A 24266-nucleotide genomic window follows, 5' to 3' on the forward strand; every position below is an offset into this window, starting at 1 on the left:
GTCGCGCGCCTGTTTTCTACTACCTCCCCCTCGAAGGGGGAGGTCGCGCGGAACGCGCGGGTGGGGGTGATTTCCGGGGTGAATGCATGATCACCCCACCCCGAACCGTTGGTCCGGCCCTCCCCCTCAAGGGAAGGGTGGAGATCAGCCAATGAAATTCAACAAGCTTCGACTGGTTGGTTTCAAATCCTTCGTAGAGCCGGGGGAATTTGTCATCGAGCGCGGCTTGACCGGCGTTGTCGGGCCGAACGGCTGCGGCAAGTCCAATCTGGTCGAAGCTTTGCGCTGGGTGATGGGCGAAAATTCCTACAAGAACATGCGCGCCTCCGGCATGGATGACGTCATCTTCTCCGGATCGGGCAATCGTCCGGCGCGCAACACTGCCGAAGTCGGCCTTTATCTCGATAATAGCGACCGCACCGCGCCTGCCGCCTTCAACGACAGCGATGAAATCCAGGTGACGCGCCGCATCGAGCGCGAACAGGGATCGGTCTATCGCATCAACGGCAAGGAAGCGCGCGCCAAGGATGTGCAGCTTCTCTTTGCCGACGCCTCGACGGGCGCGCGCTCGCCGTCGATGGTCGGGCAGGGGCGCATCGGCGAGCTGATCCAGGCAAAGCCGCAGGCACGGCGCCAGCTGTTGGAAGAAGCAGCGGGCATTTCCGGCCTGCATTCGCGCCGCCACGAGGCCGAGCTGCGCCTGCGCGCGGCCGAAGGCAATCTGGAGCGCCTGGATGATGTCACCTCGCAGCTCGAAAGCCAGATCGAAAGCCTGAAGCGCCAGGCACGCCAGGCCAATCGCTTCAAGACGCTGTCGGCCGACATCCGTGCCCGTGAAGCCATGCTGTTGCATATCCGCTGGGTGCAGGCGAAGGAAGCCGAAGCCGAGGCCGACAGCGCGCTCAACCAGGCAACGGTGCTGGTGGCCGAAAAGGCTCAGACCCAGATGGATGCGGCAAAGGCCCAGGGAATCGCCAGCTTCAAGCTGCCGGATCTGCGCGAAGACGAGGCAAAGGCCGCCGCCGCCCTCCAGCGCCTGCAATTTGCCCGCAACCAGCTTGAAGAGGATGCCAATCGCATCCTGCGCCGCCGCGACGAGCTGACCCGCCGGCTCGCGCAACTGGCCGAGGATATCAGCCGTGAGGAACGTCTTGTCGCCGACAATGCGACGATCCTTGCCAGGCTGGATGCGGAAGAGAGTGATCTTGCCGAGATTCTCGCCGATTCTGGCCGGCTTGCCGAGGAAACGCGCGAGGTGTTCGAGGAGGCAGCCGCAAAGCTTGCCGATAGCGAACGCATATTTACCGCATTGACGGCAGAACGCGCCGAGGCCGCCGCCGGCCGCAACCAGCTCGAACGCGCCATTCGTGACCTCGCCGACCGCAAGATGCGACTCGAACGCCAGATGGACGAGGCGAACCGGGAACTTGCCGCCATCGACGAAAAGATGGCCGACCTACCCGATCCCGGCGAAAAGCGCGACATGGTCGAAGCGGCCGAAGGCGTCGTTGCCGATGCCGAGGCGGCGATCCAGCTTGTCGAGGCGGCTCTTTCCAGGGCACGCGAAACCGAAGCTCTGTCGCGCGGACCGGTCGAGCAGGCGCGGGCTCGGCTGAACGCTATCGAGACGGAAGCGCGCACCATTTCGAAGATGCTGGCGGCAGGCGATACGTCAGGCGCGTTTTCGCCCGTCGCAGAGGAGTTGCGCGTCGACCGTGGCTTTGAGACCGCACTTGGCGCCGCACTTGGCGATGACCTGGAATCCTCGCTCGATCCTGAGGCGCCCTCTTATTGGTCCGACAATAGCGGTGGCGCGGCCGACCCCGCCTTGCCGGAAGGTGCGGTGCCGTTGATTTCGCATGTCGGCGCGCCGGCTGCGCTGACACGTCGTCTCCGTCAGATCGGTATTGTCGCAGCAGCGGATGCCGAGCGGCTGATGGCGGCGTTGAAGCCCGGGCAGCGGCTTGTCACCAAGGACGGCGCGGTGTTTCGCTGGGACGGCCATGTGACCGGAGCCGATGCCCCGAGCGCCGCAGCGCTCCGGCTGGCTCAGAAGAATCGTCTCGCCGAGCTGGAAGCCGAGGTCGAGCTTGCGCGCGACGTCCTGAGCGAAGCTGAAGAGCGCCTGTCGATCGCCGCGGAAGCGATCCGGGCGGAAGAGGGGCGTTTGGGTGCCGCCCGCGATACCAGCCGCCTTGCCGCGCGTAATCTAGCCGAGGCCCGCGAAGCTCTGGTTGTGGCCGAGCGCGCGTCAGGCGATCTTATCCGCCGCCGCGATGTGGTCGCCGAAGCAATCAGCCGGTTGCGGGAGCAGCTGGAAGATGTGGCGATGCAGGATGAAAATGCCCGCATCGAGCTGGAAGACGCACCTGATCTTGCCGCCATCGATCTGAAATTGCAGGCGCAGCAGGCGGAAGTCGCGACGGATCGCGGCGCATTGGCCGAAGCCCGTGCCCGTCATGAGGGCCTGAACCGCGAAAACGAGGCGCGACAGCGCCGTATCCTGGCGATCCAGCAGGAACGCGATACCTGGCGCCAGCGTGCTGCCAGCGCCGAAGAGCATATTCAGACGCTGCGTGACCGCGAAGAGGAAGCGCGGGACGAGGCCGCCGAGCTCGACCTTGCGCCGGATGAATTCGACGACAAGCGCCGCGCCTTGATGAACGAGCTGCAGAAGGCCGAGGAAGCGCGCCGTGCGGCTGCCGACCGTCTCGCCGAAGCGGAAATCGTTCAACGCGAAGCCGATCGCCACGCTGCGACCGCACTGTCCGAACTTGCCGAAAGCCGCGAAAAGCGTGGCCGCGTCGAGGAACGGCTGGTATCGGCCCGCGAGCGCCGGCAGGAGAGCGAATTGCGCATTCGGCAGACGCTAAATGTCGAGCCGCATGAGGCCATGCGATTGACCGGCCTGTCGGCATCGCAAAGCATGCCGGATCTGCGCGAAGTCGAGCGCGAGCTGGAGCGGTTGAAGATCGAACGCGAACGCCTGGGCGCCGTCAACCTGCGCGCCGAGGAAGAAAGCCAGGAGCTGATCGAGCGGCTGCAGGCGCTGATCAAGGAGCGCGACGATGTCATCGACGCCATCCGCAAGCTGCGTGGCGCGATCCAGAGCCTCAATCGCGAGGGCCGCGAACGTCTGATCGTCGCCTTCGATATCGTCAATGCGCAGTTCCAGCGGCTGTTCACGCACCTGTTCGGCGGTGGCACGGCCGAGCTTCAGTTGATCGAATCCGACGATCCGCTTGAGGCGGGCCTTGAAATTCTCGCCCGCCCGCCAGGCAAGAAGCCACAGACCATGACGTTGTTGTCTGGTGGCGAGCAGGCACTGACGGCCATGGCGCTGATCTTCGCGGTGTTCCTCACCAATCCCGCGCCGATCTGCGTGCTGGACGAAGTGGATGCGCCGCTCGATGACCATAATGTCGAGCGCTATTGCAACCTGATGGATGAGATGGCCGCCTCGACCGAGACGCGCTTCGTGGTCATCACCCACAATCCCATCACCATGGCCCGCATGGATCGCTTATTCGGTGTGACCATGGCGGAGCAGGGCGTGTCACAGCTCGTCTCCGTCGACCTGCAGACCGCCGAGCGCCTGCGCGAGATCGCCTGAGCGTCTTCCGATGGTCCCGGAAGAAAACTGTTCCGTTATCGACAAGAAATTGCCGCGTCGGCTGCCGCACAGCCTTAAAGCGTGATAGTTTTGTTTTTGATCAACAATATGTGGCGCTAATCCGCCCGGAAGGGAAGTATGTCTGGATCTGGAGGCGGTATTTTCGATTTCTTCGGAATACTCGCCGTGTTGCTGCTCGTTGCCGCCAATGGCTTTTTCGTTGCGGCGGAGTTTTCTCTGGTTTCCGTTCGCCGCAGCCGCGTGACGGAACTGGTTGCCGCGGGGCGAATGAACGCCAAGTCGCTGCAGAAGGCGGTCGACAATCTCGACGCCAATCTGGCGGCCACACAGCTCGGTATCACGATTTCGTCGCTCGCCCTCGGTTGGGTCGGTGAACCCGCGCTTGCCCATCTTCTCGAGCCGCTTCTCGAATTCCTTCCCGGGGCATGGGCTGCGGCCAGCTCTCATGCCATTGCCGTCGCCATTTCCTTCATCATCATCACTGCGCTGCACATTGTCCTCGGAGAACTCGCGCCGAAAAGCCTGGCGTTGCAGCGCAGCGAGGGCACAGCCCTTGGTGTTGTTCGTCCGCTCGGCCTTTTCCTCTTCCTGTTGCGCCCGGCAATCACCGTCCTCAATGGTCTCGGCAATCTTGTCCTGCGTCTTTTCGGACTGCAGCCGGGTGCCGGCGAAGGGTCGTTGCATTCTCCCGCCGAGATCAAGCTTTTGATCGCTGAAAGCCAGGAAGCCGGCCTGCTGGAGCAAGCGCAACAGGATCTGGTCGAGCGCGTCTTCAATATCGGCAATCGCGACGTCTCCAACATCATGACGCCACGGCTGGAGGTCGACTGGATCGATGCCGACGACACGCCGGCGGAGATGCAAAAGACCATTCGCGAAAGCCGTTTCGAACAGCTTCTGGTGGCGCGTGGATCGATCGACGAGCCGATCGGCATGGTCCTGAAAAAGGATCTTCTCGATCAGTTGCTGAACGGAGAGCCCTTGAATCCATTGGCCGTCATCCGCCAGCCACTGGTCGTGCATGAGGCGACAGCGGTCTTCAAGGTGCTCGAGAGCTTCAAGCGCGCGCCGGTGCGCCTCGCCATGGTCATCGATGAATATGGCAGCCTGGAAGGCATCGTCACCCAGACCGACCTTCTGGAAGCGATCGCCGGTGATCTGCCGGATATGGAAAACGAGACGCCTGATGTCGTCGAGCGCGCTGATGGCTCGCTACTGATGGAAGGCATGATGCCGGTCTATGACGCCTTTGCGAGGCTTGGCCTGCGCGAAGGTGAGGAGGACGTCAGTTTCCATACGCTCGCAGGTTTTGCTCTCTACCAGTTCGGCCACCTGCCTGAAGTCGGCGAAAGCTTCACCTTCGGCGGCTGGCACTTCGAGATCGTCGATCTTGACGGCATGCGGATCGACAAGATCCTGGCGCGGAGGGAGGCCGAAGTGTGAACTTCGGTTCAAGATCCGTGATCGCCTTCTATTTCCCGCGTTTCTGACAGGCTCCAAGGCGCCGATTTCGATCAATCGATTGAAACCGGAAGCCTGCGGGCCATATTTATTGTGCAGCGCAACATTTTGCCGTATTTGTCGATTTTCATTTGCCTCTCAATGAATTAAGTTCAACCTGGGAGTTGGACGAGACAATGACAAAGTGGGTCTACACATTCGGTGCCGGCAAAGCCGAGGGGCGCGCCGGAGACTATGAGATGCTCGGCGGCAAGGGCGCAAATCTTGCTGAAATGTGCAGTCTCGGCTTGCCGGTTCCTCCCGGCCTGACGATCGTCAGCGAAGCCTGTACCTACTATTACAAGAATGGCCGCAAAATTGCCGATGAGCTGAAGCCGCAGGTGATGCAGGGCCTGAGGCAGATGGAAGCCATTACCGGACGCAAGTTCGGCGATACCAAGCAGCCGCTGCTGGTTTCGGTGCGCTCCGGCGGGCGTGCGTCCATGCCCGGCATGATGGATACGGTCCTCAATCTCGGTCTCAATGACGACACCGTGCAGGCGCTCGGCCACGATGCCGGCGACGCGCGCTTTGCCTGGGACAGCTATCGCCGCTTCATCCAGATGTATGCCGATGTCGTCATGGGTCTCGACAACGAGGTCTTTGAAGAGATCCTCTCGGATGAGAAGGCTCGCTTCGGCCACGAATTCGATACGGACCTCACCGCCGTCGAATGGCAGCATGTCGTCTCGATCTACAAGACCGTTATCGAGGAAGAGCTTGGCGTGGCCTTCCCGCAGGAGCCTGAGGTCCAGCTCTGGGGGGCGGTCGGTGCGGTGTTTTCCAGCTGGATGAACCCGCGCGCCGTCACCTATCGCCATTTGCACAATATTCCCGAAGCCTGGGGTACCGCCGTCAACATCCAGGCGATGGTTTTCGGCAATCTGGGTAATTCCTCCGCAACCGGCGTTGCCTTCACCCGCAATCCGTCGACAGGCGAGAAGGAGCTATACGGCGAATTTCTCGTCAATGCCCAGGGCGAGGATGTCGTCGCCGGCATCCGCACACCGCAGAGCATCACAGAGGCTGCCCGCATCGCCTCCGGCTACGACCGGCCGTCGATGGAAAAGCTGATGCCGGAAGCCTTCGCGGAATTCCGTGGCATCTGCGCACAGCTGGAGGCGCATTATCGCGACGTTCAGGATCTGGAATTCACTATCGAGCGCGGCACGCTCTGGATGTTGCAGACACGCGCCGGCAAGCGCACCACCAAGGCGGCGATGAAGATTGCCGTCGATATGGTGGCCGAGGGGCTGATCACCGAGGATGAAGCCGTTTCCCGCATCGACCCGATGACGCTCGACCAGCTGCTGCACCCGACTATCGACCCGCGTGTTCGTCGCGAAGTCATCGGCTCCGGCCTTCCGGCATCACCGGGTGCCGCCACCGGAGAGATCGTCTTTTCGGCCGAAGAGGCGATAACAGCCGAGGAGGAGGGCCGAAAGGCCATTCTCGTGCGGATCGAAACGAGCCCGGAAGATATTCATGGCATGCATGCCGCCGAGGCCATCCTTACCACGCGCGGCGGCATGACCAGCCACGCGGCCGTCGTCGCTCGTGGCATGGGCATCCCCTGCGTCGTCGGCGCCGGCACCATGCGCATCGATATGCGCAACGAAAAGCTGATCGGCATCGGCGTCACTCTGAAGAAGGGCGATATCGTTACGATCGACGGGTCCACCGGACAGGTGCTGAAGGGCGAGGTGCCGATGATCCAGCCCGAATTGTCGGGCGATTTCGGCCTGATCATGGCCTGGGCCGATCGCTCGCGGCGCATGACTGTGCGCACCAATGCCGATACGCCGGCGGACGCGCGTGCCGCGCGCTCCTTCGGTGCCGAAGGCATCGGTCTCTGCCGCACCGAGCATATGTTCTTCGAGGGAGATCGCATCCATGTGATGCGCGAGATGATCCTTGCCGAAGACGAGGCTGGCCGTCGTGTCGCCCTCGACAAGCTGATGCCGATGCAGCGGCTCGATTTCACCGGCATGTTTGTCATCATGCACGGTCTGCCCGTAACCATTCGTCTGCTCGATCCGCCGCTGCATGAATTCCTGCCGAAGACGGACGAGGAGATTGCCGAGGTTGCCGGCAGCATGGGCATGGAGCCGGCTATCCTGCGCCAGCGCGTCGATGCCCTGCACGAATTCAACCCCATGCTCGGCCATCGCGGTTGCCGGCTGGCGATTTCCTATCCCGAGATCGTGGAGATGCAGGCGCGGGCGATCTTCGAGGCTGCGGTGCTGGCAGCGCGCGAAACCGGTGCCCCGGTGGTGCCCGAGATCATGGTGCCGCTGGTCGGCCTGCGCTCGGAGCTGGATTACGTCAAGGCGCGGATCGATGAGGTTGCTCGCGCCGTGATGACCGAAGCGATGATGAAGATCGATTATCTCGTCGGCACGATGATCGAGCTGCCGCGCGCCGCATTGCGCGCCCACATCATCGCCGAGGCTGCCGAATTCTTCTCCTTCGGCACCAACGACCTCACACAGACCACGTTCGGCATGTCGCGCGATGATGCCGCCGCTTTCATCCCGACCTATCAGCGCAAGGGCATCATCGAGCACGATCCGTTTATATCGCTCGATTTCGATGGGGTAGGGGAGTTGATCCGCATTGCCGCCGAGCGCGGCCGCCGCACGCGCAACGACATGAAGCTCGGCATCTGCGGCGAGCATGGCGGTGATCCGGCCTCGATCCATTTCTGCGAGGATATCGGCCTGGACTACGTGTCCTGTTCGCCCTTCCGCGTGCCGATTGCGCGGCTGGCAGCCGCTCAAGCAGCGATCAAGGGACGAACCTGATTCTCAAGTGATTGCGTGCGGCGTTGCTCAGCGACGCCAATAGCCGCGGTGATAGTAATATCTCGGCCCGCCGACAACGACTGTCGGACCCCAGAAGAAATCATCGTTGCTTTCCATGAAAGCCCGCTGGTCCGCCTGTCGGCTAAGATCCTGATTCATCAGGCAATTGGCAAAATTCTCACTGCCGCGCCGAAAGCCGTAGCCGCCACATCTGGCTTCGTCGGCCGCTCGGATTTCCTCGGCGGTCTGGCACGAAGAAAGCACGAACGCGATGGCAAGAAGGGAGAGGATGGAAGCAGCGATACGCATGACTTGATGTCCTGAATGCAGAGATGCAGTCACGAATTATAGCGCCGCGCCTGATGGCGCGAAAGGCCTATCATCGCCGCGGGCCGAATGCCTAGGCGGCTTCCCTCGGCTGTTCCGGCAGGCGCTGCAGCAGATCGATGAAGGCATCGGCGAAACGCACAAGATGCTCGGTTTCCTCATCGGGTTGCAACAGGCGGATCTCGGCGCCGTCCTCATCAAGCGCAGCAAAGAGGGTACCCATTGTATCGCCCTCGGGGATCCTGATGACCGCAAGCCTGCGGCAATCGGGGATCAGGCCGGTTGCGGGAAGATCGAAGAGGAAATCGCCGTTGACGGCCGAAGCGGCGCTTCGCACGGCTTCGCAGAAGCCCGGTTCGCCGCCGGAAAAACCTTCGAGCGAAAGCTCCAGCTCCAGAAGCTCCAGCGGCAGGATCGGGTCGCCCGCATCCGCCGGTACCATCGGCGCTCCTGCTGCCGACTTGGCGGTGACGTCTTGAGAAAGCATTGGTTCCATCTCATCAAGTCCTTTCACAGCCTCGATAAAACGCTAAAGAATGGCCTTTTTTAGGAATTTAAGCAAGTGCTCACATTTTTGTGCTGTTCGCCGCTGGAATCGGCGCCGACGGGAGATCGCTCGCCGACGTCATGAGATTCGATTTATTTTCACCATTTCCTGATCTAAACATAAGTCGCTTTCCGGGAATCGGCGCATCCGGCTTCCGATCCGACGTGCCGACGAGCCATTGATGACCATTCGCTTCGACCGTCCCGTTTCACATGCTGCCCGCGCCGCGCGTCTGATCGCGTCCTTCGCGCTGGTGCTCTGCGGGGTCACGCTGATCGGCCATCGTTTCGGCCCACTGGAAATGCCCTATTTCGTGCTGCTGCTGTTGATCTCGGCCGGCTGTGCCGCCGTGGCGGTTCTGCTGGCGGTGATCGGCCTTGCCCAGCTTTGGCAAAGCGCCGCCTTCGGCGGTGTGTCCGCGGTCAAGGCAATCGTCTATGCCGCCTTGCCCCTTGCGATTTTCGGCTTCGGTGCCGAGCGCTACTGGACCCGGCCGCCGATCTACGAGGTCTCGACTGACCTCAATGATCCCCCGGAATGGCTGTCGACACCGGACGCCAGGCAGATCTGGCTGCCGTCGCGGCATCTGGTGACACAAGGGGAGCGTGAGGCGCAATTCGATGCCTATCCCGCCCTGATCAGCCGTCGTTACGAGGGTGCTGCCGACCGTGTGCTAGAGGCGGTTCGCAAGGTTGCGAGAGACAATCACATCACCATAGTCAAGGCCGATGGCGCCGATGTTGCCGATCCGAACGGTAATGTAAAACCAAGGCGCCGCACTCGTACGCTCACTCCCGGCCCAGCCCAGGATGACAATGCCGTCGGCGAGGTGCCAGGTTTTGTTCCCGTGCCAACGCCGCGCCCCTTTCGCGATGGCGTTGCGGATCTGATCCGCCAGAACACCGATGTCATCCTGCAGGGTGAGACCCGCACCCGCATTTTCGGCCTACCTTGCGACGTGTTGATCCGTCTTCGTGAAGAGGCTGAAACGACGCTGGTCGATATCCGCGTCGCATCCCGTTATGGGCAGAGCGATCTCGGCGTCAGCGCCGACATGGCGGACAGTTTTCTAAAGGCGCTTGACGCTGAGCTGCTCGGCATTGCCGGAAGCTAGCAATTCCAGGAAAAGTGCGCAGCGGTTTTCCGTCCGGAATTGCGTTAAAATAAAGAGGTAGACTGATTCAGGCCGGCCGGTAGGTGCCCATCAGTGCCGGTGGGCCATCGGTTTCCACGCGACCCTTCTCCACGAGATCTTCCAGATGCGCCAGCACCGAAAGCGCTGCTGCGCCATGCAGGCGCGGGTCGGTATCGCGATAGATGGCTTTCACCATATCGGGGATCAGCCGGTCGCCAGCCTTGATGCGCTCCAGCACGGCGCGTTCGCGCATGCGCCGATGGGTCCTGAGCCCACGCATGAAGGAGGCCGGCTCCCTGACCGGGCCACCGTGACCCGGCAGGAACAGGCGATCGTCGCGCGCAAGCAGCCGTTCGAGCGATGCCATGTAATCGGCCATGGAGCCATCAGGCGGCGCGACGATGGAGGTCGCCCAGGCCATGACATGATCGGCGGAAAACACGATGCCGCTGCCATCGAGCGCGAAACAGGCATGGTTGGCCGTATGGCCGGGCGTCAGCAGCGCCGTCAGTTGCCAGCCGTCTCCCGAGACGCTTTCGCCATCGGCAAGCACGATATCCGGCTGGAACTCCATATCGGAGCTTTCGGCGAAAGGGTTGATCTCGCCTTGAAAGAGCGGCCGTGCGGAGCGATGCGGCCCTTCGCCGACCGTGCGTGCGCCCGTTGCCTCCTGCAGTCGCCTTGCAAGCGGCGAATGATCGCGATGGGTGTGGCTCACGAAGATATGCGTGACCTCGCGCCCCTTCAGCGCCGCCATCAGGCCGGCAAAATGCGCCTCATCCTCCGGGCCGGGATCGATGACCGCCACGGACGAACCGCCGACGATATAGCTGTTGGTGCCATGAAAGGTGAAGGCGCTGGGATTGTTGACCGTCATCCGCTCGATGTCGGGCGCAACCGGAACGGCGCGGCCATAGGCTGGCTCGAAGGCAAGGTCGAAGTCGGGTGTGCTCATGATTGCTTGTATTCGATTTCGATGAATGACATCGGCTCGGAGCCGGCATTGACCACATTGTGCTCGACACCAGCCTCGCGCCGATAGGCAGCGCCCTTGGCGATGTCGACGCGCCTGTTGCCGCCTGGCTCCTCCAGAAGAAACTGACAATCCGTCATCGGCACCACGACATAGCCGAGGCCATGAACATGGTGTCCTGTATCGGCGCCCGGCTCGAAATCCCATCGCGTGATGCGCACCACGGCATCATCGAGGAGCACGGTCGGGACAGCCGGCGGGCGGGCGCGAAACTGGCTCATCGGATCTCCTGGTTGGATTGCAGCGCAGCAAGACCTATCATAGCGATCCGGGAAGCGCACAGAAATATGCGCTTGAGCCTAACTTAGTGATTGTGGCGGGATGCGACCTTTGCTAATCAGACGCCGGTTTGGCCGCTATGGCAGCCATTTCCTCTGTTGGGGCGTCGCCAAGCGGTAAGGCACCGGTTTTTGGTACCGGCATTCCCAGGTTCGAATCCTGGCGCCCCAGCCACAGAGACACTAATCCCCCCGATATTGACGACTGAGCTCTTCGCTGCGCCTAAATGGGCCGCGACCGAAAAACGACATTTAATTGATGCCTGCGAAGTCCTGAGAGGTTTCAAACGCAAACAGGCGGCCGTTTCGAGCCGCCCGTCGAATTGGTTTGCCGGTAAGGTTCCGGTCTCAGCTCGCCTGCGCTTTTTCCGGCGGAGCCAGAAGTTCGGCGCAATAGGACGAGCCGCTGACGCCGGGCTGGTCGCCGAGGATGCGGACCGAGCGGATGACGTAGCTCTGGTTGGTGACGATGTCGGCCTTGCAGCTGAGGTAGCGCTTGCCGCCCTTCTTGCCGTCCTTGGTCGCGATGGTGATGGTCTTGTAGCCGCCACGCCACGTATAGACGCGGTTGCCGCTTTCGTCGCGGTCGGAAAGCGGCGGGCCGTAGGCCGCAAAGAAGCGTCCAGCGGACTGGCCTTCCCAGCGGTCCTGAACGGGGTTGCTCGCGATCAGCGAGAGGCCTGGTGTCGTTGTTGTCGTGGTGCTGCAACCGGCTAGCGCCAGCAACAGTCCCGCCGCGGTGGTCATGCGGATATTCATCGTGTCGTCCTTGAGCTTCTGTCACGCATTTGGTCGCGGAAAGGTCGCTGTCCCACGACGTTTCCACCTGTCCCGCCTAGGGCTTTAGCGCCAAAGCCGGCAAAAGAAAATTCCCATCCGCGTGTACAAGCGGGATTTTAATCAATCTGTTGCGTCTTTTGCACGCCAACCCGTTTCGAGCGTCCCTCCTGCCGATTTTCTGGGCAATGGCCACTGTAATCTTTTCGTCAAAAATCAAATGGTTTTTTGAGATTGGTGCTTGTGCATCAAAAATGGCTGGTCTATAGAAGCGCCGCTGGTCACGGAGTGTAGCGCAGTCTGGTAGCGCACCACGTTCGGGACGTGGGGGTCGAGTGTTCGAATCACTCCACTCCGACCAGCGAAAAGCCTTGCGGATAAAGGCTTTACTCCCGAACAAGCCTCCTTCGATAAAAGCTGTTTTCTGGATGACGGACCGATTGCTGTCCACCTCAAAAGCGAATGTGAGGAATGTCCTCGCTCTCCGCCTTTGAGGCTCTAACCGCGCATTTGGCAAAGGTCGCGGCTGCTGGATGAAGTAAGATCGCCTAGGACAGATCCTTGATCAGTTCAGCCGCACTGGCCTGCCGTTCTCGCGCATAGCTCAGGACGTCGAGGGCAACGGTAAAAAAGGAGTTGAAGGATACGCCCCAGTACATGGGATCTCCAAAAAGGATATCGCCAGGCCCGCCGAAGTTTGTGTGAAGGCGCTCTAGCTTGTCGAGCGCGGGTTCCAGCGTGTAGAGCGCGCCATCCATGTGCTTCGCATCCCAGGCCTGAAGGTCATCGATTTTTTCGAATTCAAGCGTGAGAAGTTTTATGGCGCTTTGTGCGTCGGAATAGGCGGATCGCATATCGGTGCTGCCATGGGCTGCCTTTTCCTTGATGCGGATCATCTCCTCGGCTCGATATTGCAGGAGGATGCATCGGTTCATGACCCGTTCGGCCAGCCGGATGTCGTCTCTGTACTCGGCTCTGATGGATTGAGCGTGCTGCTTGCCGCTTTGCAGGATCTGCTCACGAAGCAGAAAGAGGGTCGTGAGTGTCGCAATCGCGCCAACCCATCCACTCAGCGCTGCAAACCACTGCTGAATGCATGGGTCGTCCGGTTTACAGAATTGGCTTTTTGCAAGAAAATCGAACTGAACCAATAGGATGACGGCCGCTATCGCGCCGACAAAAATGATCAGGGAATAAATTGCTGCTCGAATCAATGTGACCTCCTGAAGAAATTGCGCGCACATAAGCTTTGGCGCGCGTGAACTGCAACGGAGGGTCGTGCGCGGCTATGCAAAATATCGCCGGAGCTTGCGACATGGGTGAACTGAAATCCATGCGCGGCCGCTGCCTGATCATGGGTCTTCCCCACTCCTTCCGGGACGCTTTTGTAAAACCGTTCTTTTTGTCGCGCGCAGCACCATATACAAAGGAGGGTGAGTGCGTCCGACTCGGGCATGAGACGGATTACAGGGGCTAAGCGGAGTAACGGGATGAGTTTTTTTGAAGGGGTGGCCGGCTTGGTCGGGGAGGGGTTGAGGTCATTGAGACAGCGCCGCGATGCGCGGTCGCCAGATGCCGTCGGGCAAGGGCCGAGCGTCGCACGCAGTCTGGATATTCTGGTTCTGAGCACTGTGCTCCTGCTGGCCGGAGCCGGTATGTCGGCACAGGCGGGCGATTGCGGCAATGTTGCAGCCCCTGGCCTCGACTGGAGCAAATGCAGCAAGACCAATATCATGCTGCAGAGCAGTGATCTCAATGGCGCAAATCTTGCCGGCGCTCACTTTGACAGCACGGATCTGAGCGATACCAACCTGACTTCCGCCAATCTTGAAAAAGCGACCTTGGTGCGCACCTGGCTGAAGAATGTTCATGCCGATGGTGCGAACTTTAAAAGGATCGAGGCATATCGCTCCGATTTCAGCAACGCCTCCGCCAATGGTGCTTCTTTTGCCAATGCCGAGTTGCAGCGCGCCGAATTCGGCGGCGCCAAGCTCAACAATGCGGATTTCCAGAAGGCAGAGCTCGGTCGCGCCGATTTCGACAAGGCGGTGCTCTCGAACGTGAATTTCTCCTTTGCCAATCTCTCCCGCGCGACGCTCGCCGGTGCTGTCATGCAGGGACCGGTATCCTTCAGCGGAGCCTTCATGTACCTGACCCGCATCGAGGGCCTCGATCTGACGAACGCAACGGGTCTCCAGCAGGCGCAGATCAATCTGGCCTGCGGCGACACCACCACCAAGTTGCCATCCTGGTTGAGTGCTCCTTCCGTCTGGCCATGCGCGCCTGATGACCCCGATGACAAGGACTGATGCAGGTCCCCAAAACGCGATTCTTGAGAAAGCGGTGAGTGATGTTTGCAGAGAAGACGATCGAACACGACAGCAAGCCAGAATTCTATCGTGAGCTGGCGGACCAGTTGCAGGCATTGCTTGCGGGTGAGCCGGATGCAATCGCCAATGCCGCCAATACTTCCGCACTGATTTTTCAGATGTTGCCGGAGCTCAACTGGGCCGGCTTCTATTTCCTGCATGGAAATGACGAGCTGGTGCTTGGCCCATTTCAGGGCAAGCCGGCCTGCGTGCGCATCGCAGTCGGCCGCGGCGTCTGCGGGACGGCAGTCGAAAAGGCGCAGTCGATCCTGGTGGAAGATGTCCACGCCTTTCCCGGCCACATTGCCTGCGACGCTGCCTCGCGATCCGAACTTGTGGTGCCGTTGTTGCGTGATGGCCGGGTTTTCGGCGTGATCGATCTCGATAGCCCCGTCACCGGCCGTTTCGATGCCGACGACCAGGCCGGCATCGAGGCGCTGGCCGCAATTTACGCCGATGCCAGCCAAGCGGCCGGCTGAGCCGCGAGGCGGGCACGCGTCACGCCCGCGTGATCGATATGGCAAAAGGCTCCGGTGATGCCTATATTGGCTCTGCAATCATTCCCTTAGCGCTGATCGAGCTTAATGACCGCCCCCGCATCCTCTTGCAGGCACTGGCCAAGCTCGAAACGCGTGCCGAGGGGCAAGGAGAACAAGAATGGCCAAATACAGCAAGACAGCAGAGGCGATAGCCAAGCTTACCCCCGAGCAATATCGCGTAACGCAGCAAAGCGGTACGGAACGTCCCGGCTCCGGCGAACTCCTCTACAACAAGGAACCGGGCATCTATGTCGATATCGTTTCGGGCGAGCCGCTTTTTGCCTCTTCCGATAAATTCGATTCCGGTTGCGGCTGGCCGAGCTTCACCAAGCCGATCGAGCCGGCCAATGTCAGCGAGCTGACCGATATCTCGCACGGTATGGTGCGCACCGAAGTACGCTCGGCCAATGGCGACAGCCATCTCGGCCATGTGTTTCCGGATGGGCCGTATGATCGTGGCGGCCTGCGCTATTGCATCAATTCCGCCTCCCTTCGCTTCGTGTCGCGTGACCGGATGGAAGCCGAGGGTTATGGTGCCTATATCGACCAAGTGGAGGATGTAAGATGACTACGGAACGTGCAGTTCTCGCCGGCGGTTGCTTCTGGGGCATGCAGGATCTCATCCGCCGCTACAATGGTGTCATCTCGACGCGCGTCGGTTACAGCGGCGGCGATGTCCGCAATGCCACCTATCGCAATCACGGTACGCATGCCGAAGCGATCGAGATCATCTTCGATCCGCAGAAGATCAGCTTCCGCGACCTTCTGGAATTCTTCTTCCAGATCCATGACCCGAGCACGCGCAATCGCCAAGGTAACGACATGGGCACCAGCTACCGCTCGGCGATCTTCTACACCAGCGACGAGCAGAAGCGGGTGGCACTGGATACGATCGCCGATGTTGATGCTTCCGGCCTGTGGCCCGGCAAGGTCGTGACCGAAGTCGTACCGGTTAGCGATTTTTGGGAAGCCGAGCCGGAGCACCAGGATTATCTGGAGCGCTATCCGAATGGCTACACCTGCCATTTCGTCCGGCCCGGCTGGAAGCTTCCGGTCCGGAATGCGGACGCGGCGCAGCGCGCGGCATCCTGATAGGGGAGCGGTCCCATCGACCGGTTGAAGCCCTATCTCGGTACGTGGAATGTGAAGCGCCGGATCATCGATCGCTTCAATCGCTCCGTGATCACTTTCGAAGGACAGGCGTTCGTAACGCCTGTCCAGTTCGAGGAGCATGGCGACACGCGCAGCGAGTACGCGACGCTGAGAAGCAGTCGCACCTATCGGCTCGACGATGCGGCCGATGCCCTCACTATCCGCTTCCCTAGCCTTGCCGAATTCATCCGCATCGACGACGGCGCATCTCAGCGTATCATCCATCATTGCAGTCCCGATCTCTATCAGGGCCGCTTGTTCTTTCGCGGGCCGGATGCCTGGGCGGAGATGTGGCACGTGCGCGGGCCGCGCAAGCACTACCTCAGCCTCGCGCACTATCGACGAGCCTGAGAGGTTGACTGAACAACAAGCTGGGTGACTGAGGGTTGCCTGGTTGTGATACTCACCGTCAAGTTGGTGAATTGCTCGCTAGTGACTGGTTGCGAATCCAGCGGAGTGAAAATCACTCGCGTCTGAAATTGAGAACAGCCCTTCCTATCGGGTTACCCGATACCAGCGGATTTGGCATCCAGGCCGTGAAGACCTCGAGCGTGTCTCCGTCGAGCTTGTAGAACCGCTCCTGCTCACTGCCGTTCCAGGCCTCATTCCAGGATGAGTCAATCTTTGTGATGAACCTGTTCCCGTCGATCCGATACCGTCCGGTATAGGCCATCAACGTGCGGAAAAGTCCCAACAATTTGTCATCGGTATTGCCCGGTTCCCGTGTCTCTGCGGTCACCAGCACCATCATTCGTCCATCGGAGCCGAAGATGAGATGCCCGTTGGGCTTGGCGCCCCATGGTTGACTGCGCTCCTTTGAATCCTGAAGCTCGGTCTCCATGGAAACCAGCCACCAGGAACCGTGAAGCCGGGTGTCGCGTTCAGACATATTCGCTCCTGTCGTCGTTTGCCTAGATGTACCCGCCTGTCGAAGGCAGGGCATGTTGCCATGCAAATTGCAAAACACCATCAAATTCGCAGGATGCGACAAGGACCGCCAATGGCCGACTAAAGGCGGTCGCGACCACCCAAACATGCCTGGATCTTCATGGTTAAGCTGACTGAAAGAGAAATTCGGTGATTTCAATCCCTTGGGTTGCGAAGCGGTCGGACGATGCAGACGTTTCTCCAGGGATTTCCCGGCCACGGCGGAAAGCGCGGTGGCCGGGATATTTCGTCGCTCATATCGCCTCTCAAGGAGATTGATAGGAACGTGAAATGCAGCATGCATTTCGAGCCTGGCTCTGAGACCTATCGAGCCAGGCGCCGTCTTGCCTGTGCCGCGCGCGCCAGATCCTCCAGGGTGCGCACGGATGTTGGCCAGTCGATGCAGCCGTCGGTGATGCTCTGGCCATAGACCAGCGCCTTGCCGGGAACGAGGTCCTGCCGTCCGGCGACGAGATTGCTTTCCATCATCATGCCTTTGATGCGCCGGTCGCCGGCCGATACCTGCTCGGCGACGGAGGTAACCACCAGTGGCTGGTTTTCCGGATTCTTGCTGCTGTTGGCATGGCTGGCGTCAATGATGATGCGCGGCTCCAGCTCGACCTTCAGCGCCTGCTCGGCAGTCGCCTGCACGCTCGCCGCATCGTAATTCGGCTGCTTGCCGCCACGCAGGATGAGGTGACAATCCTCGTTGCCGCGTGTCGAGGCGATGGCTGCAAGGCCTTCCTTGGTCACGGCCGGAAAATGATGCGGCTGCGAGGCGGCTATGATGGCATCGAGCGCAATCCGCACATCGCCATTGGTCCCGTTCTTGAAGCCGACGGGGCAGGAGAGGCCGGAGGCCAGTTGCCGATGCACCTGGCTCTCGGTTGTCCGGGCGCCGATCGCCCCCCAGCTCACGAGATCCGAGATATATTGCGGCGTAATCGTATCGAGATACTCGCAACCGGCGGGGAGACCGATTTCGTTGACGTCGACCAGAAGCTTGCGCGCGATCCGCAGCCCTTCTTCGATGCGATAGCTGCCGTCGAGATGGGGATCGTTGATCAGGCCCTTCCATCCCACGGTGGTGCGCGGCTTCTCGAAATAGACCCGCATGATGATTTCGAGATCGTCGCCGAACCGGTCACGCTGTTCCTTCAGCCGCGCTGCGTATTCGCGCGCTGCGGCGGGGTCGTGGATGGAGCAGGGGCCGATGACGACGATCAGCCGGTCGTCTTCATCGCGCAGGATATTGTGGACGGCATTGCGGGCCTCGGTGACGGTTGTCGTCACCGCTTCGTCGCGGGGGATTTCATCGATGATGCGAGAGGGTGGCGTCAGCGCCGTGATCTCGACAATGCGCAGGTCGTCAGTGGAATTCAACACGGTATCGGTTCCTTGTAGGGGTCATACCATGGCGACAAAAAAGCCGCCAGGTAGACTAGCGGCTGTTCGGGTCTTTGGTGTCGCGTCGAGTTTAACTACGCACAGGCCCGCCTCCGCTGAGAGCAGCGGTACGAATAAAATCGCGAGGCATATGCATAATTGAACGACATGCGATGTCTCTACGACAAAAAAGGCGCGATGTCGATGAGATTGATGCGGAAGAAACGAATGCCGTTCACCTATGGCAATGGCATTTCATCTTGCGGTCAAATCGGGTCTTCAGGCTTATTCAAGCGGTCACTGTCGCGCGGGTGAGGGGCGCGGAAAAAGCGTAACCCCTGTCTCGGAAGGGCCGGCCCGACTTCGCTGGAAGTAAGGCCGGCCCCCATCCGATCAGGGGTCAAGTCAGATCAGATCTCGTAAACGAGCTATTAGAAGCTACGCTGGAAGCGCAGAACGCCAGCCCACTGGTCCTGGTTGATGGAGTCCCAGTTGGTGTAGGAAACTTCCGGCTGAACCAGGAGGTTCTTGACCGGGTTCCAACGAACGTTTGCGGTAGCAGCGAAGATCTTCGAGTCGGTGTAGGCAACCTGAGCGTTGGCCTGCAGCTTGGAGTCGATCGGAACGGTGACACCGCCCCAAACAGCCCAGTCGCCCCAGCCGATGGTCTTGGCCGGGCCAGTGCCGTTCGAGCTTGCGTACTTGTTCAGCTTGTCGCCATCGGTGTTGTAGCCACCCATGACGAAGGCCTTGAAGACGCCGAAGTCAGCATCGAAGCGAGCCTTGACGGCACCTTCTTCAACGATCGAGTCATAGCCGCCGACGACCTTGAAGCCGAAGTTGCCAGACTTGTAGCCGAGACCGGCAACAACGTCAGGAGCGTAATGGTCGGAGCTGTCTTCGCCGTTGACGCCCTTGGCACCCGAACCGGAGTTGGTGTCTTCGAGCGAGATAACAGCCGTGAAGCCGTTGCCTGCATCGTAGTTGTAGGTCAACTGGTTGAGTTCGTACGGGCCGTCATAGACCACGTCGTCGTTGATGACGTTGCCAGCATAACCCATGTACAGGTTGTACTGCGAGTCGAGCTTACCAATGGTGAAGCCAGCGAGGCTGATGTTTGCGAACAGCAGCTTGACGCCAGTCGAACCACCATCCTGCCAGTCGAAACGGTAGATGGTGTTGGTCTTCAGCGGACCGTATTCGGTGTCGCTTGCAGTGTCGACGCTCAACTGGGCGCGGGTATGCCACAGCGTGCCGTAACGGTCGGCCGGGTTGTAAGCGTTGTACCACTTGCCTTCGGTACGAACCATACCGCCGATCTTCAGGCAGGTTTCCGTGCCCGGGATGAAGAAGTAACCAGCGCCGTACGCGTCGCAGATGCGAACGTATTCGAGCGGTTCCGGCTCAGCGGCGACGACAGCGTCAGCTGCCTGAGCGCCAGAAACTGCTGCAAGAGCAGCAGCGGAGCCAAGAAGAAGGCTCTTGATGTTCATAAAAAACTCCAATCCAATATAGATTGGGCATAGGCTGTCGCGCCGAAAAATCGACGTGCCCTGACCCTATCCCTGTTTAAAACCCCGACTCGGGAGAAACGGGCCCCACCCGCTTCTGGTCGTTATTAAAGACGAATTCCGGTAAAGTTATATGATATATTTTTCACAACATGTCTTTTTCGTGAATTTTAAATTCTAGTTGCATGATTGCCACATCCACAAATGCAGATAGTAAGTTCTACATAATATTGGCTACGCAATAGTCATTACAGGGTATGAAGTAAGCAAATTCAAATCTCTGCTACTCTTGAGATATACTTGGGTGGAGTGGATAGACCGGAAGGCGATCGCCGGTTTCCAGGCACGCAACGAGCATCATGCCCCCGCGCCAGTCGAAGGCATTGTCGTTAAGCGACTGCCCGCTCTTTCAGTATGTCAGTAGGATGCCGTGCGCTTCGAGGCGGAGGCCAAAAGCCTGCTCAAGACCGAACCAAGCATGATGCCCCATAGCCCGCTGGCCATGCCAACGACGATATCGAGCGTCGACCCATAACTGCCGTTGGCCAGAAAATGCGAAAGATAAAGCGCGAGCACACTGCCGATCATCAGCAGGCAGGTGAAAGACGGCGATTGGGGATAGGCGAGCCGTGCCAGCATGCCGGCTATGCAAAGTGCGCCGGCGCGGAATATGTCGAACGGATTGCCAAGCGCGGCTTGCCAATTGAGATGCGCGAGGGTCACGGCAACCAGCGCCGCGATATAGGCCCATGCGATAATCTTCAAAAACCGGTCTGATGTCATGAAGATACCGTATAGCAGCGGCGCTTTTAAACGCCAGCCTTGCGCGGTTTCAAAGACAGAGGTCCGCCGCGTTTTGATGCGCACATTTTATATGATGGCGAAATATTCTGTTGCACTGCAAAAGCACCTTCGGTGTGTTTAAGCCCTCGATTTGCCGTCTTGCCGTGCCGCGAGCCGTCGTGACCGGCCGGGGCGATTGCCCTCGGCCGGCCTGTCAAAATGTCCTATGCCTTCGATATGCGGAGCGCCTCGTCTCCTTCGGGCAGTTCATCAGCGTCCTCGGCGATATCGTTTGACGATCCTCTGCCAAGGAAGGAGAAGACCACGATTGCGGTGATGGTGGTGATCGCCGTCAGCAGCCAGAGCAGCGCGCTGAAGGCGTCGCCATAGCCCTGTATCAACGCATCATGCCCGATCGCCGGCACATTCGATGCCGCGGCCGCAAGATCGCCGGTCACAAGTCGCTGTGCGGCGGCAGAGACGTGTTCGCCCGCCGAGGTCCCGAGACGGGACTGGATGAAGGCGGAGAGAATGGCGCTGACGACGGCAAGGGCAACACCTTCGCCCGCGACACGCGTGGTGCTGAAGATGCCAGTCGCCATGCCGGCGCGCTCCTTGGGAACGACGCTGACGGCGAGACCGTCCATCAAGCCCCACGGCAAACTGATGCCGATGCCGATCGTCAGCAACGGGCCGATGAGGGAGGACGGCACGGAGCCGGCTGCGAAATGGCTGAGCCAGAAGAGGCCCGCCGCCGAAATGAGAAGGCCGGTGCCGCAGATCGTCGCCGCGCTGAACCAGCGGGTCAGAAGGCCGGCCACGATCGGCAGGATGAGCAGCGGTGCCGACAGGGCGACCATCATCCGCCCGGCGGTGATCTCGCTCATGCCTTCGATGCCGACAAAGCGCACGGGCAGCAGGATAAGCAGCACCACGAAGGCATAGGCGGGCGCCGCCGCCAGCAACTGCACGCCGACGAAGCGCGGATAGCGAAACAGCGTGAGATCGAGCATCGGCCGTTTCGCGCGGCGTTCGATGATCCCGAAGGCGAGAAGCAGCAAGGCTGCACCAGCCAATAGGGCAATGACGAGCAGGTCGCTCCAGCCGGTCTCCGGCGCGCGCAATACGCCATAGGTGAAGAGCGTCAGGGCAAGCGTGAAGCTCAGCGCTCCCGGCCAATCGAGGCCGGTCGCCGCGGGATCACGGGATTCACGCAGGAAATAGCCACCAAGACCGAGAGCGAGCAGCGCCAGGGCAACGACGAGCAGGAAAATCGAGGGCCAGCCGAAGGCATCGATCATCAGGCCGGAGGTGATCGGGCCGAAGGCGAGGCCAACGCCAAAACTCGAGCCGACGATGCTGAAGGCCCGCATGCGCGCCGTACCATCGAACTCCTGGGCGAGCGACGCCATGCCGCCGGAAAACGCGGCCGCTGCGCCAAGACCCTGCAAGGCTCGCAATATATCGAACCAGACGATATCGCCGGCAAAAGCCAGTCCGGCCGAGAACAGTGCGAAACAACCGACGCCGGTGAGGAAGATGCGGCGGCGGCCGAAGCTGTCGGCAAGCGCGCCGGCGGCCATCAGGCTGCTGCCGAAGGTCAGCATGAAGGCGTTGGTGACCCAGTTGAGCGCAATAGGGCTGCCACCGAGCGTTCGGCTGATGGCGGGCAACGCCACCGCCGGGCCGGTGAAAGTCAGCGGCATTGCCGCCGCCGCGCAGCAGACCGCGACAAGGACGAAGAATTTTTCGGTCGGACTTGCGACCTTTGGCTTGGATGAGGTCATCGGGTTTTCCGTTGGGTTCGAGCAAGGAGAACCGTGGGCATTCCTGGGAGTGATGCGGGTGACGCGCCGCTGCCCACGGGGCTTCAAATGACCCTTGGAAGATAGTTTTGCTGTAATGCCATGATAATGAGGCTATAACTCCATATATACCGGAAAAAAACGCTCGAATGAGGTGCCCATGGATCGCTTGAGTGGCCTGAATGCTTTCGTCCGCACAGCGGATCTCGGCAGCTTTGCCGCCGCCGGTCGCGTGCTTGGTCTATCCGCCTCCGCGATCGGCAAGGCGGTGACCAATCTGGAGCGACAGCTTGGCGTCCGGCTATTGCAGCGCTCCACCCGCAGCATCCGGCTGACGGAGGAGGGGCGCCTCTTTCACGAGCGCTGCCGGCGCGTGCTCGACGATCTCGACGATGCCCAGGCCTCATTGGCGCAGGCGGTTGCGGTGCCGCGCGGGCGGCTGCGCGTCAGCGTGCCGATCGTCAGCTATCATTTCCTGCTGCCGGTGGTGCCGGAATTCGTGGCGCGCTATCCCGATGTCGAACTCGACATCGATTTCAACGACCGCATCGTCGATATGATCGAGGAGGGCGTCGATGTCGCCATCCGCAGCGGCGACCTGCCGGATTCACGCCTGATGTCGCGCACCCTGCGGCCATTCCAGATGCTGATCTGCGCAGCCCCCGGCTATCTGGAGCGCCACGGCGTTCCCGACAGCCCGCGCGCGCTCAACGAGCATCTGGCGGTGCGTTTCCGTTTCCCCAACAGCGGCAAGCTGCAGGATTGGCCGCTGACCTTGTCGGAGGAGGAGCCTGACTTGCGCATGCGAACCGCCTTTTCCTGCAATAATATGGAGGCCGTGCGCGGCGCTACAGTCGCGGGCCTCGGCATCGGATGCATGCCGGATTTCCTGGTGCGCAGCTCGCTTGCCGAAGGCAGGCTGCAAACCGTTCTCGATGATTTCATCGATGAGCCCGGCCATTTCCACGTGCTCTGGCCATCGAGCCGGCACCTGTCGCCGAAGGTCCGGGTATTTGTCGATTTTCTGAGCGAAAGGCTCTTTGCGAAAAGCTGCGATGTGCTGCCCGTTGCTCCCAGGGCCTGACCTAGGGCCTGTGTCGGCCAGTCTTCAACTGTTATGCAAAATTGCGGATTGAAGTTGCTACTGCCACCACATTTTCTGGCGGTAGCTTTGCGTCGCAAGCGGACATTCAGTGCCACGCGAGACGCAGGGCCAACACTTTGGCGTACATCGTTTCCGGCGAACGCATTCCTCTTAAAACTTTAAAAATTCAATTTAAGGACTTCTAATCGGTCGTAGCTAAAAGGTATGGACACGCGATAGTTGCGAAGCGTTTTGGGGAGGTAATATATTGGCAAATAGCGGAAGGTCATACGGGTTGGGGCCACATGCTCTCATGGTGCTAATTTTATGTGGCACATTTATGAGCTCCTGCTCTGAAAGCGACGAGAGCCCTGTTGTCCGAAAGTTCACTTCAAGCGAGCTTCACGCTTTGGGAGATTCTTGTAAGGGTGAATATTGGGCGTTCATAGAAGGCGACTTTGTCCTTATCTCAGGCTCCCGCCATGAAATCCTTCAAAAGGCGGTGAAGGTGACTGATACCGGTTCGCACCGCCTGCAAGTGACTGCTAACTTTGGAAGCCTGAATTGGATCACCACATTCCGACTGGAGAGTGAAGATAACATAGCTGTACTAGAGAAAGTTCACTTGGAACCAGAACCGACCGCCGAACAATGGGCGTTAATTCCGGGAGGCGA

The 24266-nt window shown here is 60.1% G+C and carries 21 protein-coding genes and 2 tRNA genes; 12 read left to right on the forward strand and 11 right to left on the reverse strand.

Annotated elements, in window-relative coordinates; genetic code table 11:
• Window positions 1-151 precede the first annotated feature (151 nt).
• The 3 genes from A6U86_RS00835 (at window position 152) to ppdK (ending at window position 7938) form a co-directional block, all read left to right on the forward strand.
• Window positions 152-3613 (forward strand): chromosome segregation SMC family protein, encoded by a 3462-nt coding sequence (locus tag A6U86_RS00835; protein WP_068385057.1) that lies wholly within the window; start codon window positions 152-154, stop codon window positions 3611-3613.
• A gap of 138 nt (window positions 3614-3751) precedes the next feature.
• Complete coding sequence (locus A6U86_RS00840; protein WP_068385060.1) at window positions 3752-5077, forward strand: hemolysin family protein; 1326 nt, start codon at window positions 3752-3754, stop codon at window positions 5075-5077.
• A gap of 194 nt (window positions 5078-5271) precedes the next feature.
• Window positions 5272-7938, forward strand: a complete 2667-nt coding sequence (gene ppdK / locus A6U86_RS00845; RefSeq protein WP_068385063.1) for a pyruvate, phosphate dikinase — start codon at window positions 5272-5274, stop codon at window positions 7936-7938.
• A gap of 27 nt (window positions 7939-7965) precedes the next feature.
• Here the strand turns inward: ppdK and A6U86_RS00850 are convergent, their stop codons facing one another.
• Together A6U86_RS00850 and A6U86_RS00855 are read right to left on the reverse strand one after the other, a co-directional pair.
• Complete coding sequence (locus tag A6U86_RS00850; RefSeq protein WP_068385066.1) at window positions 7966-8247, reverse strand: hypothetical protein; 282 nt, start codon at window positions 8245-8247, stop codon at window positions 7966-7968.
• Window positions 8248-8338: 91 nt separating this feature from the next.
• Window positions 8339-8752 carry a hypothetical protein gene (locus A6U86_RS00855; RefSeq protein WP_068387614.1) on the reverse strand — a complete coding sequence of 138 codons (414 nt, stop codon included), beginning with the start codon at window positions 8750-8752 and terminating at the stop codon, window positions 8339-8341.
• Window positions 8753-8993: 241 nt separating this feature from the next.
• Here A6U86_RS00855 and A6U86_RS00860 point away from each other — a divergent pair, with 241 nt between their 5' ends.
• Window positions 8994-9926 carry a DUF1499 domain-containing protein gene (locus tag A6U86_RS00860; protein WP_068385069.1) on the forward strand — a complete coding sequence of 311 codons (933 nt, stop codon included), beginning with the start codon at window positions 8994-8996 and terminating at the stop codon, window positions 9924-9926.
• A gap of 67 nt (window positions 9927-9993) precedes the next feature.
• Here the strand turns inward: A6U86_RS00860 and A6U86_RS00865 are convergent, their stop codons facing one another.
• Together A6U86_RS00865 and A6U86_RS00870 are read right to left on the reverse strand one after the other, a co-directional pair.
• Window positions 9994-10902 carry an MBL fold metallo-hydrolase gene (locus tag A6U86_RS00865; RefSeq protein WP_068385073.1) on the reverse strand — a complete coding sequence of 303 codons (909 nt, stop codon included), beginning with the start codon at window positions 10900-10902 and terminating at the stop codon, window positions 9994-9996.
• On the reverse strand, window positions 10899-11201 hold the full coding sequence (locus A6U86_RS00870; protein ID WP_068385075.1) for a cupin domain-containing protein: 303 nt from the start codon (window positions 11199-11201) through the stop codon (window positions 10899-10901). Before A6U86_RS00870 ends, A6U86_RS00865 begins: the two co-directional genes overlap by 4 nt.
• A gap of 157 nt (window positions 11202-11358) precedes the next feature.
• Between A6U86_RS00870 and A6U86_RS00875 the strand changes: the two genes are divergently transcribed.
• Window positions 11359-11433, forward strand: a tRNA-Gln gene (locus A6U86_RS00875).
• 173 nt (window positions 11434-11606) lie between these two features.
• Here the strand turns inward: A6U86_RS00875 and A6U86_RS00880 are convergent.
• A complete protein-coding gene (locus A6U86_RS00880; RefSeq protein ID WP_068385078.1) occupies window positions 11607-12017 on the reverse strand; it encodes a hypothetical protein in 411 nt (136 codons plus the stop codon).
• Window positions 12018-12319: 302 nt separating this feature from the next.
• On the opposite strand from A6U86_RS00880, the gene A6U86_RS00885 reads away from it, so the two are divergent.
• Window positions 12320-12396 (forward strand) — tRNA-Pro (locus A6U86_RS00885).
• Between the two features lie 187 nt (window positions 12397-12583).
• Here A6U86_RS00885 and A6U86_RS00890 read toward each other — a convergent pair.
• Window positions 12584-13279, reverse strand: a complete 696-nt coding sequence (locus A6U86_RS00890) for a hypothetical protein (RefSeq protein ID WP_068385081.1) — start codon at window positions 13277-13279, stop codon at window positions 12584-12586.
• 411 nt (window positions 13280-13690) lie between these two features.
• Between A6U86_RS00890 and A6U86_RS00895 the strand changes: the two genes are divergently transcribed.
• The 5 genes from A6U86_RS00895 to A6U86_RS00915 all read left to right on the forward strand — a co-directional run bounded on the left by A6U86_RS00895 (window position 13691) and on the right by A6U86_RS00915 (window position 16446).
• Window positions 13691-14344 (forward strand): pentapeptide repeat-containing protein, encoded by a 654-nt coding sequence (locus A6U86_RS00895; protein WP_174071736.1) that lies wholly within the window; start codon window positions 13691-13693, stop codon window positions 14342-14344.
• A gap of 41 nt (window positions 14345-14385) precedes the next feature.
• Window positions 14386-14883 carry a GAF domain-containing protein gene (locus A6U86_RS00900; RefSeq protein ID WP_068385083.1) on the forward strand — a complete coding sequence of 166 codons (498 nt, stop codon included), beginning with the start codon at window positions 14386-14388 and terminating at the stop codon, window positions 14881-14883.
• Between the two features lie 178 nt (window positions 14884-15061).
• Window positions 15062-15511 (forward strand): peptide-methionine (R)-S-oxide reductase MsrB, encoded by a 450-nt coding sequence (gene msrB / locus A6U86_RS00905; protein ID WP_068385086.1) that lies wholly within the window; start codon window positions 15062-15064, stop codon window positions 15509-15511.
• Window positions 15508-16035, forward strand: a complete 528-nt coding sequence (msrA, locus tag A6U86_RS00910) for a peptide-methionine (S)-S-oxide reductase MsrA (protein ID WP_068385089.1) — start codon at window positions 15508-15510, stop codon at window positions 16033-16035. Before msrB ends, msrA begins: the two co-directional genes overlap by 4 nt.
• A 24-nt stretch (window positions 16036-16059) precedes the next feature.
• On the forward strand, window positions 16060-16446 hold the full coding sequence (locus A6U86_RS00915; RefSeq protein ID WP_068385092.1) for a DUF6314 family protein: 387 nt from the start codon (window positions 16060-16062) through the stop codon (window positions 16444-16446).
• Window positions 16447-16558: 112 nt separating this feature from the next.
• Here the strand turns inward: A6U86_RS00915 and A6U86_RS00920 are convergent, their stop codons facing one another.
• The 5 genes from A6U86_RS00920 to A6U86_RS00940 form a co-directional block, all read right to left on the reverse strand.
• Complete coding sequence (locus A6U86_RS00920; protein ID WP_068385094.1) at window positions 16559-16984, reverse strand: lipocalin-like domain-containing protein; 426 nt, start codon at window positions 16982-16984, stop codon at window positions 16559-16561.
• A 362-nt stretch (window positions 16985-17346) separates the two neighbouring features.
• Window positions 17347-18408 carry a 3-deoxy-7-phosphoheptulonate synthase gene (locus A6U86_RS00925; RefSeq protein WP_068385097.1) on the reverse strand — a complete coding sequence of 354 codons (1062 nt, stop codon included), beginning with the start codon at window positions 18406-18408 and terminating at the stop codon, window positions 17347-17349.
• 431 nt (window positions 18409-18839) lie between these two features.
• The gene (locus A6U86_RS00930) at window positions 18840-19901 is read right to left on the reverse strand and encodes a porin (protein WP_068385099.1); all 1062 of its coding nucleotides are present in this window, start codon (window positions 19899-19901) and stop codon (window positions 18840-18842) included.
• 435 nt (window positions 19902-20336) lie between these two features.
• Complete coding sequence (locus tag A6U86_RS00935) at window positions 20337-20702, reverse strand: hypothetical protein (protein ID WP_234906165.1); 366 nt, start codon at window positions 20700-20702, stop codon at window positions 20337-20339.
• 224 nt (window positions 20703-20926) lie between these two features.
• Window positions 20927-22489: an MFS transporter gene (locus A6U86_RS00940; protein ID WP_068385102.1), complete on the reverse strand. Its 1563-nt coding sequence runs from the start codon at window positions 22487-22489 to the stop codon at window positions 20927-20929.
• A gap of 178 nt (window positions 22490-22667) precedes the next feature.
• On the opposite strand from A6U86_RS00940, the gene A6U86_RS00945 reads away from it, so the two are divergent.
• On the forward strand, window positions 22668-23591 hold the full coding sequence (locus A6U86_RS00945) for a LysR family transcriptional regulator (RefSeq protein ID WP_068385105.1): 924 nt from the start codon (window positions 22668-22670) through the stop codon (window positions 23589-23591).
• Window positions 23592-24266: the final 675 nt, after the last annotated feature.

The organism is Rhizobium sp. AC27/96, from assembly GCF_001692325.1.
GTDB lineage: Bacteria > Pseudomonadota > Alphaproteobacteria > Rhizobiales > Rhizobiaceae > Rhizobium.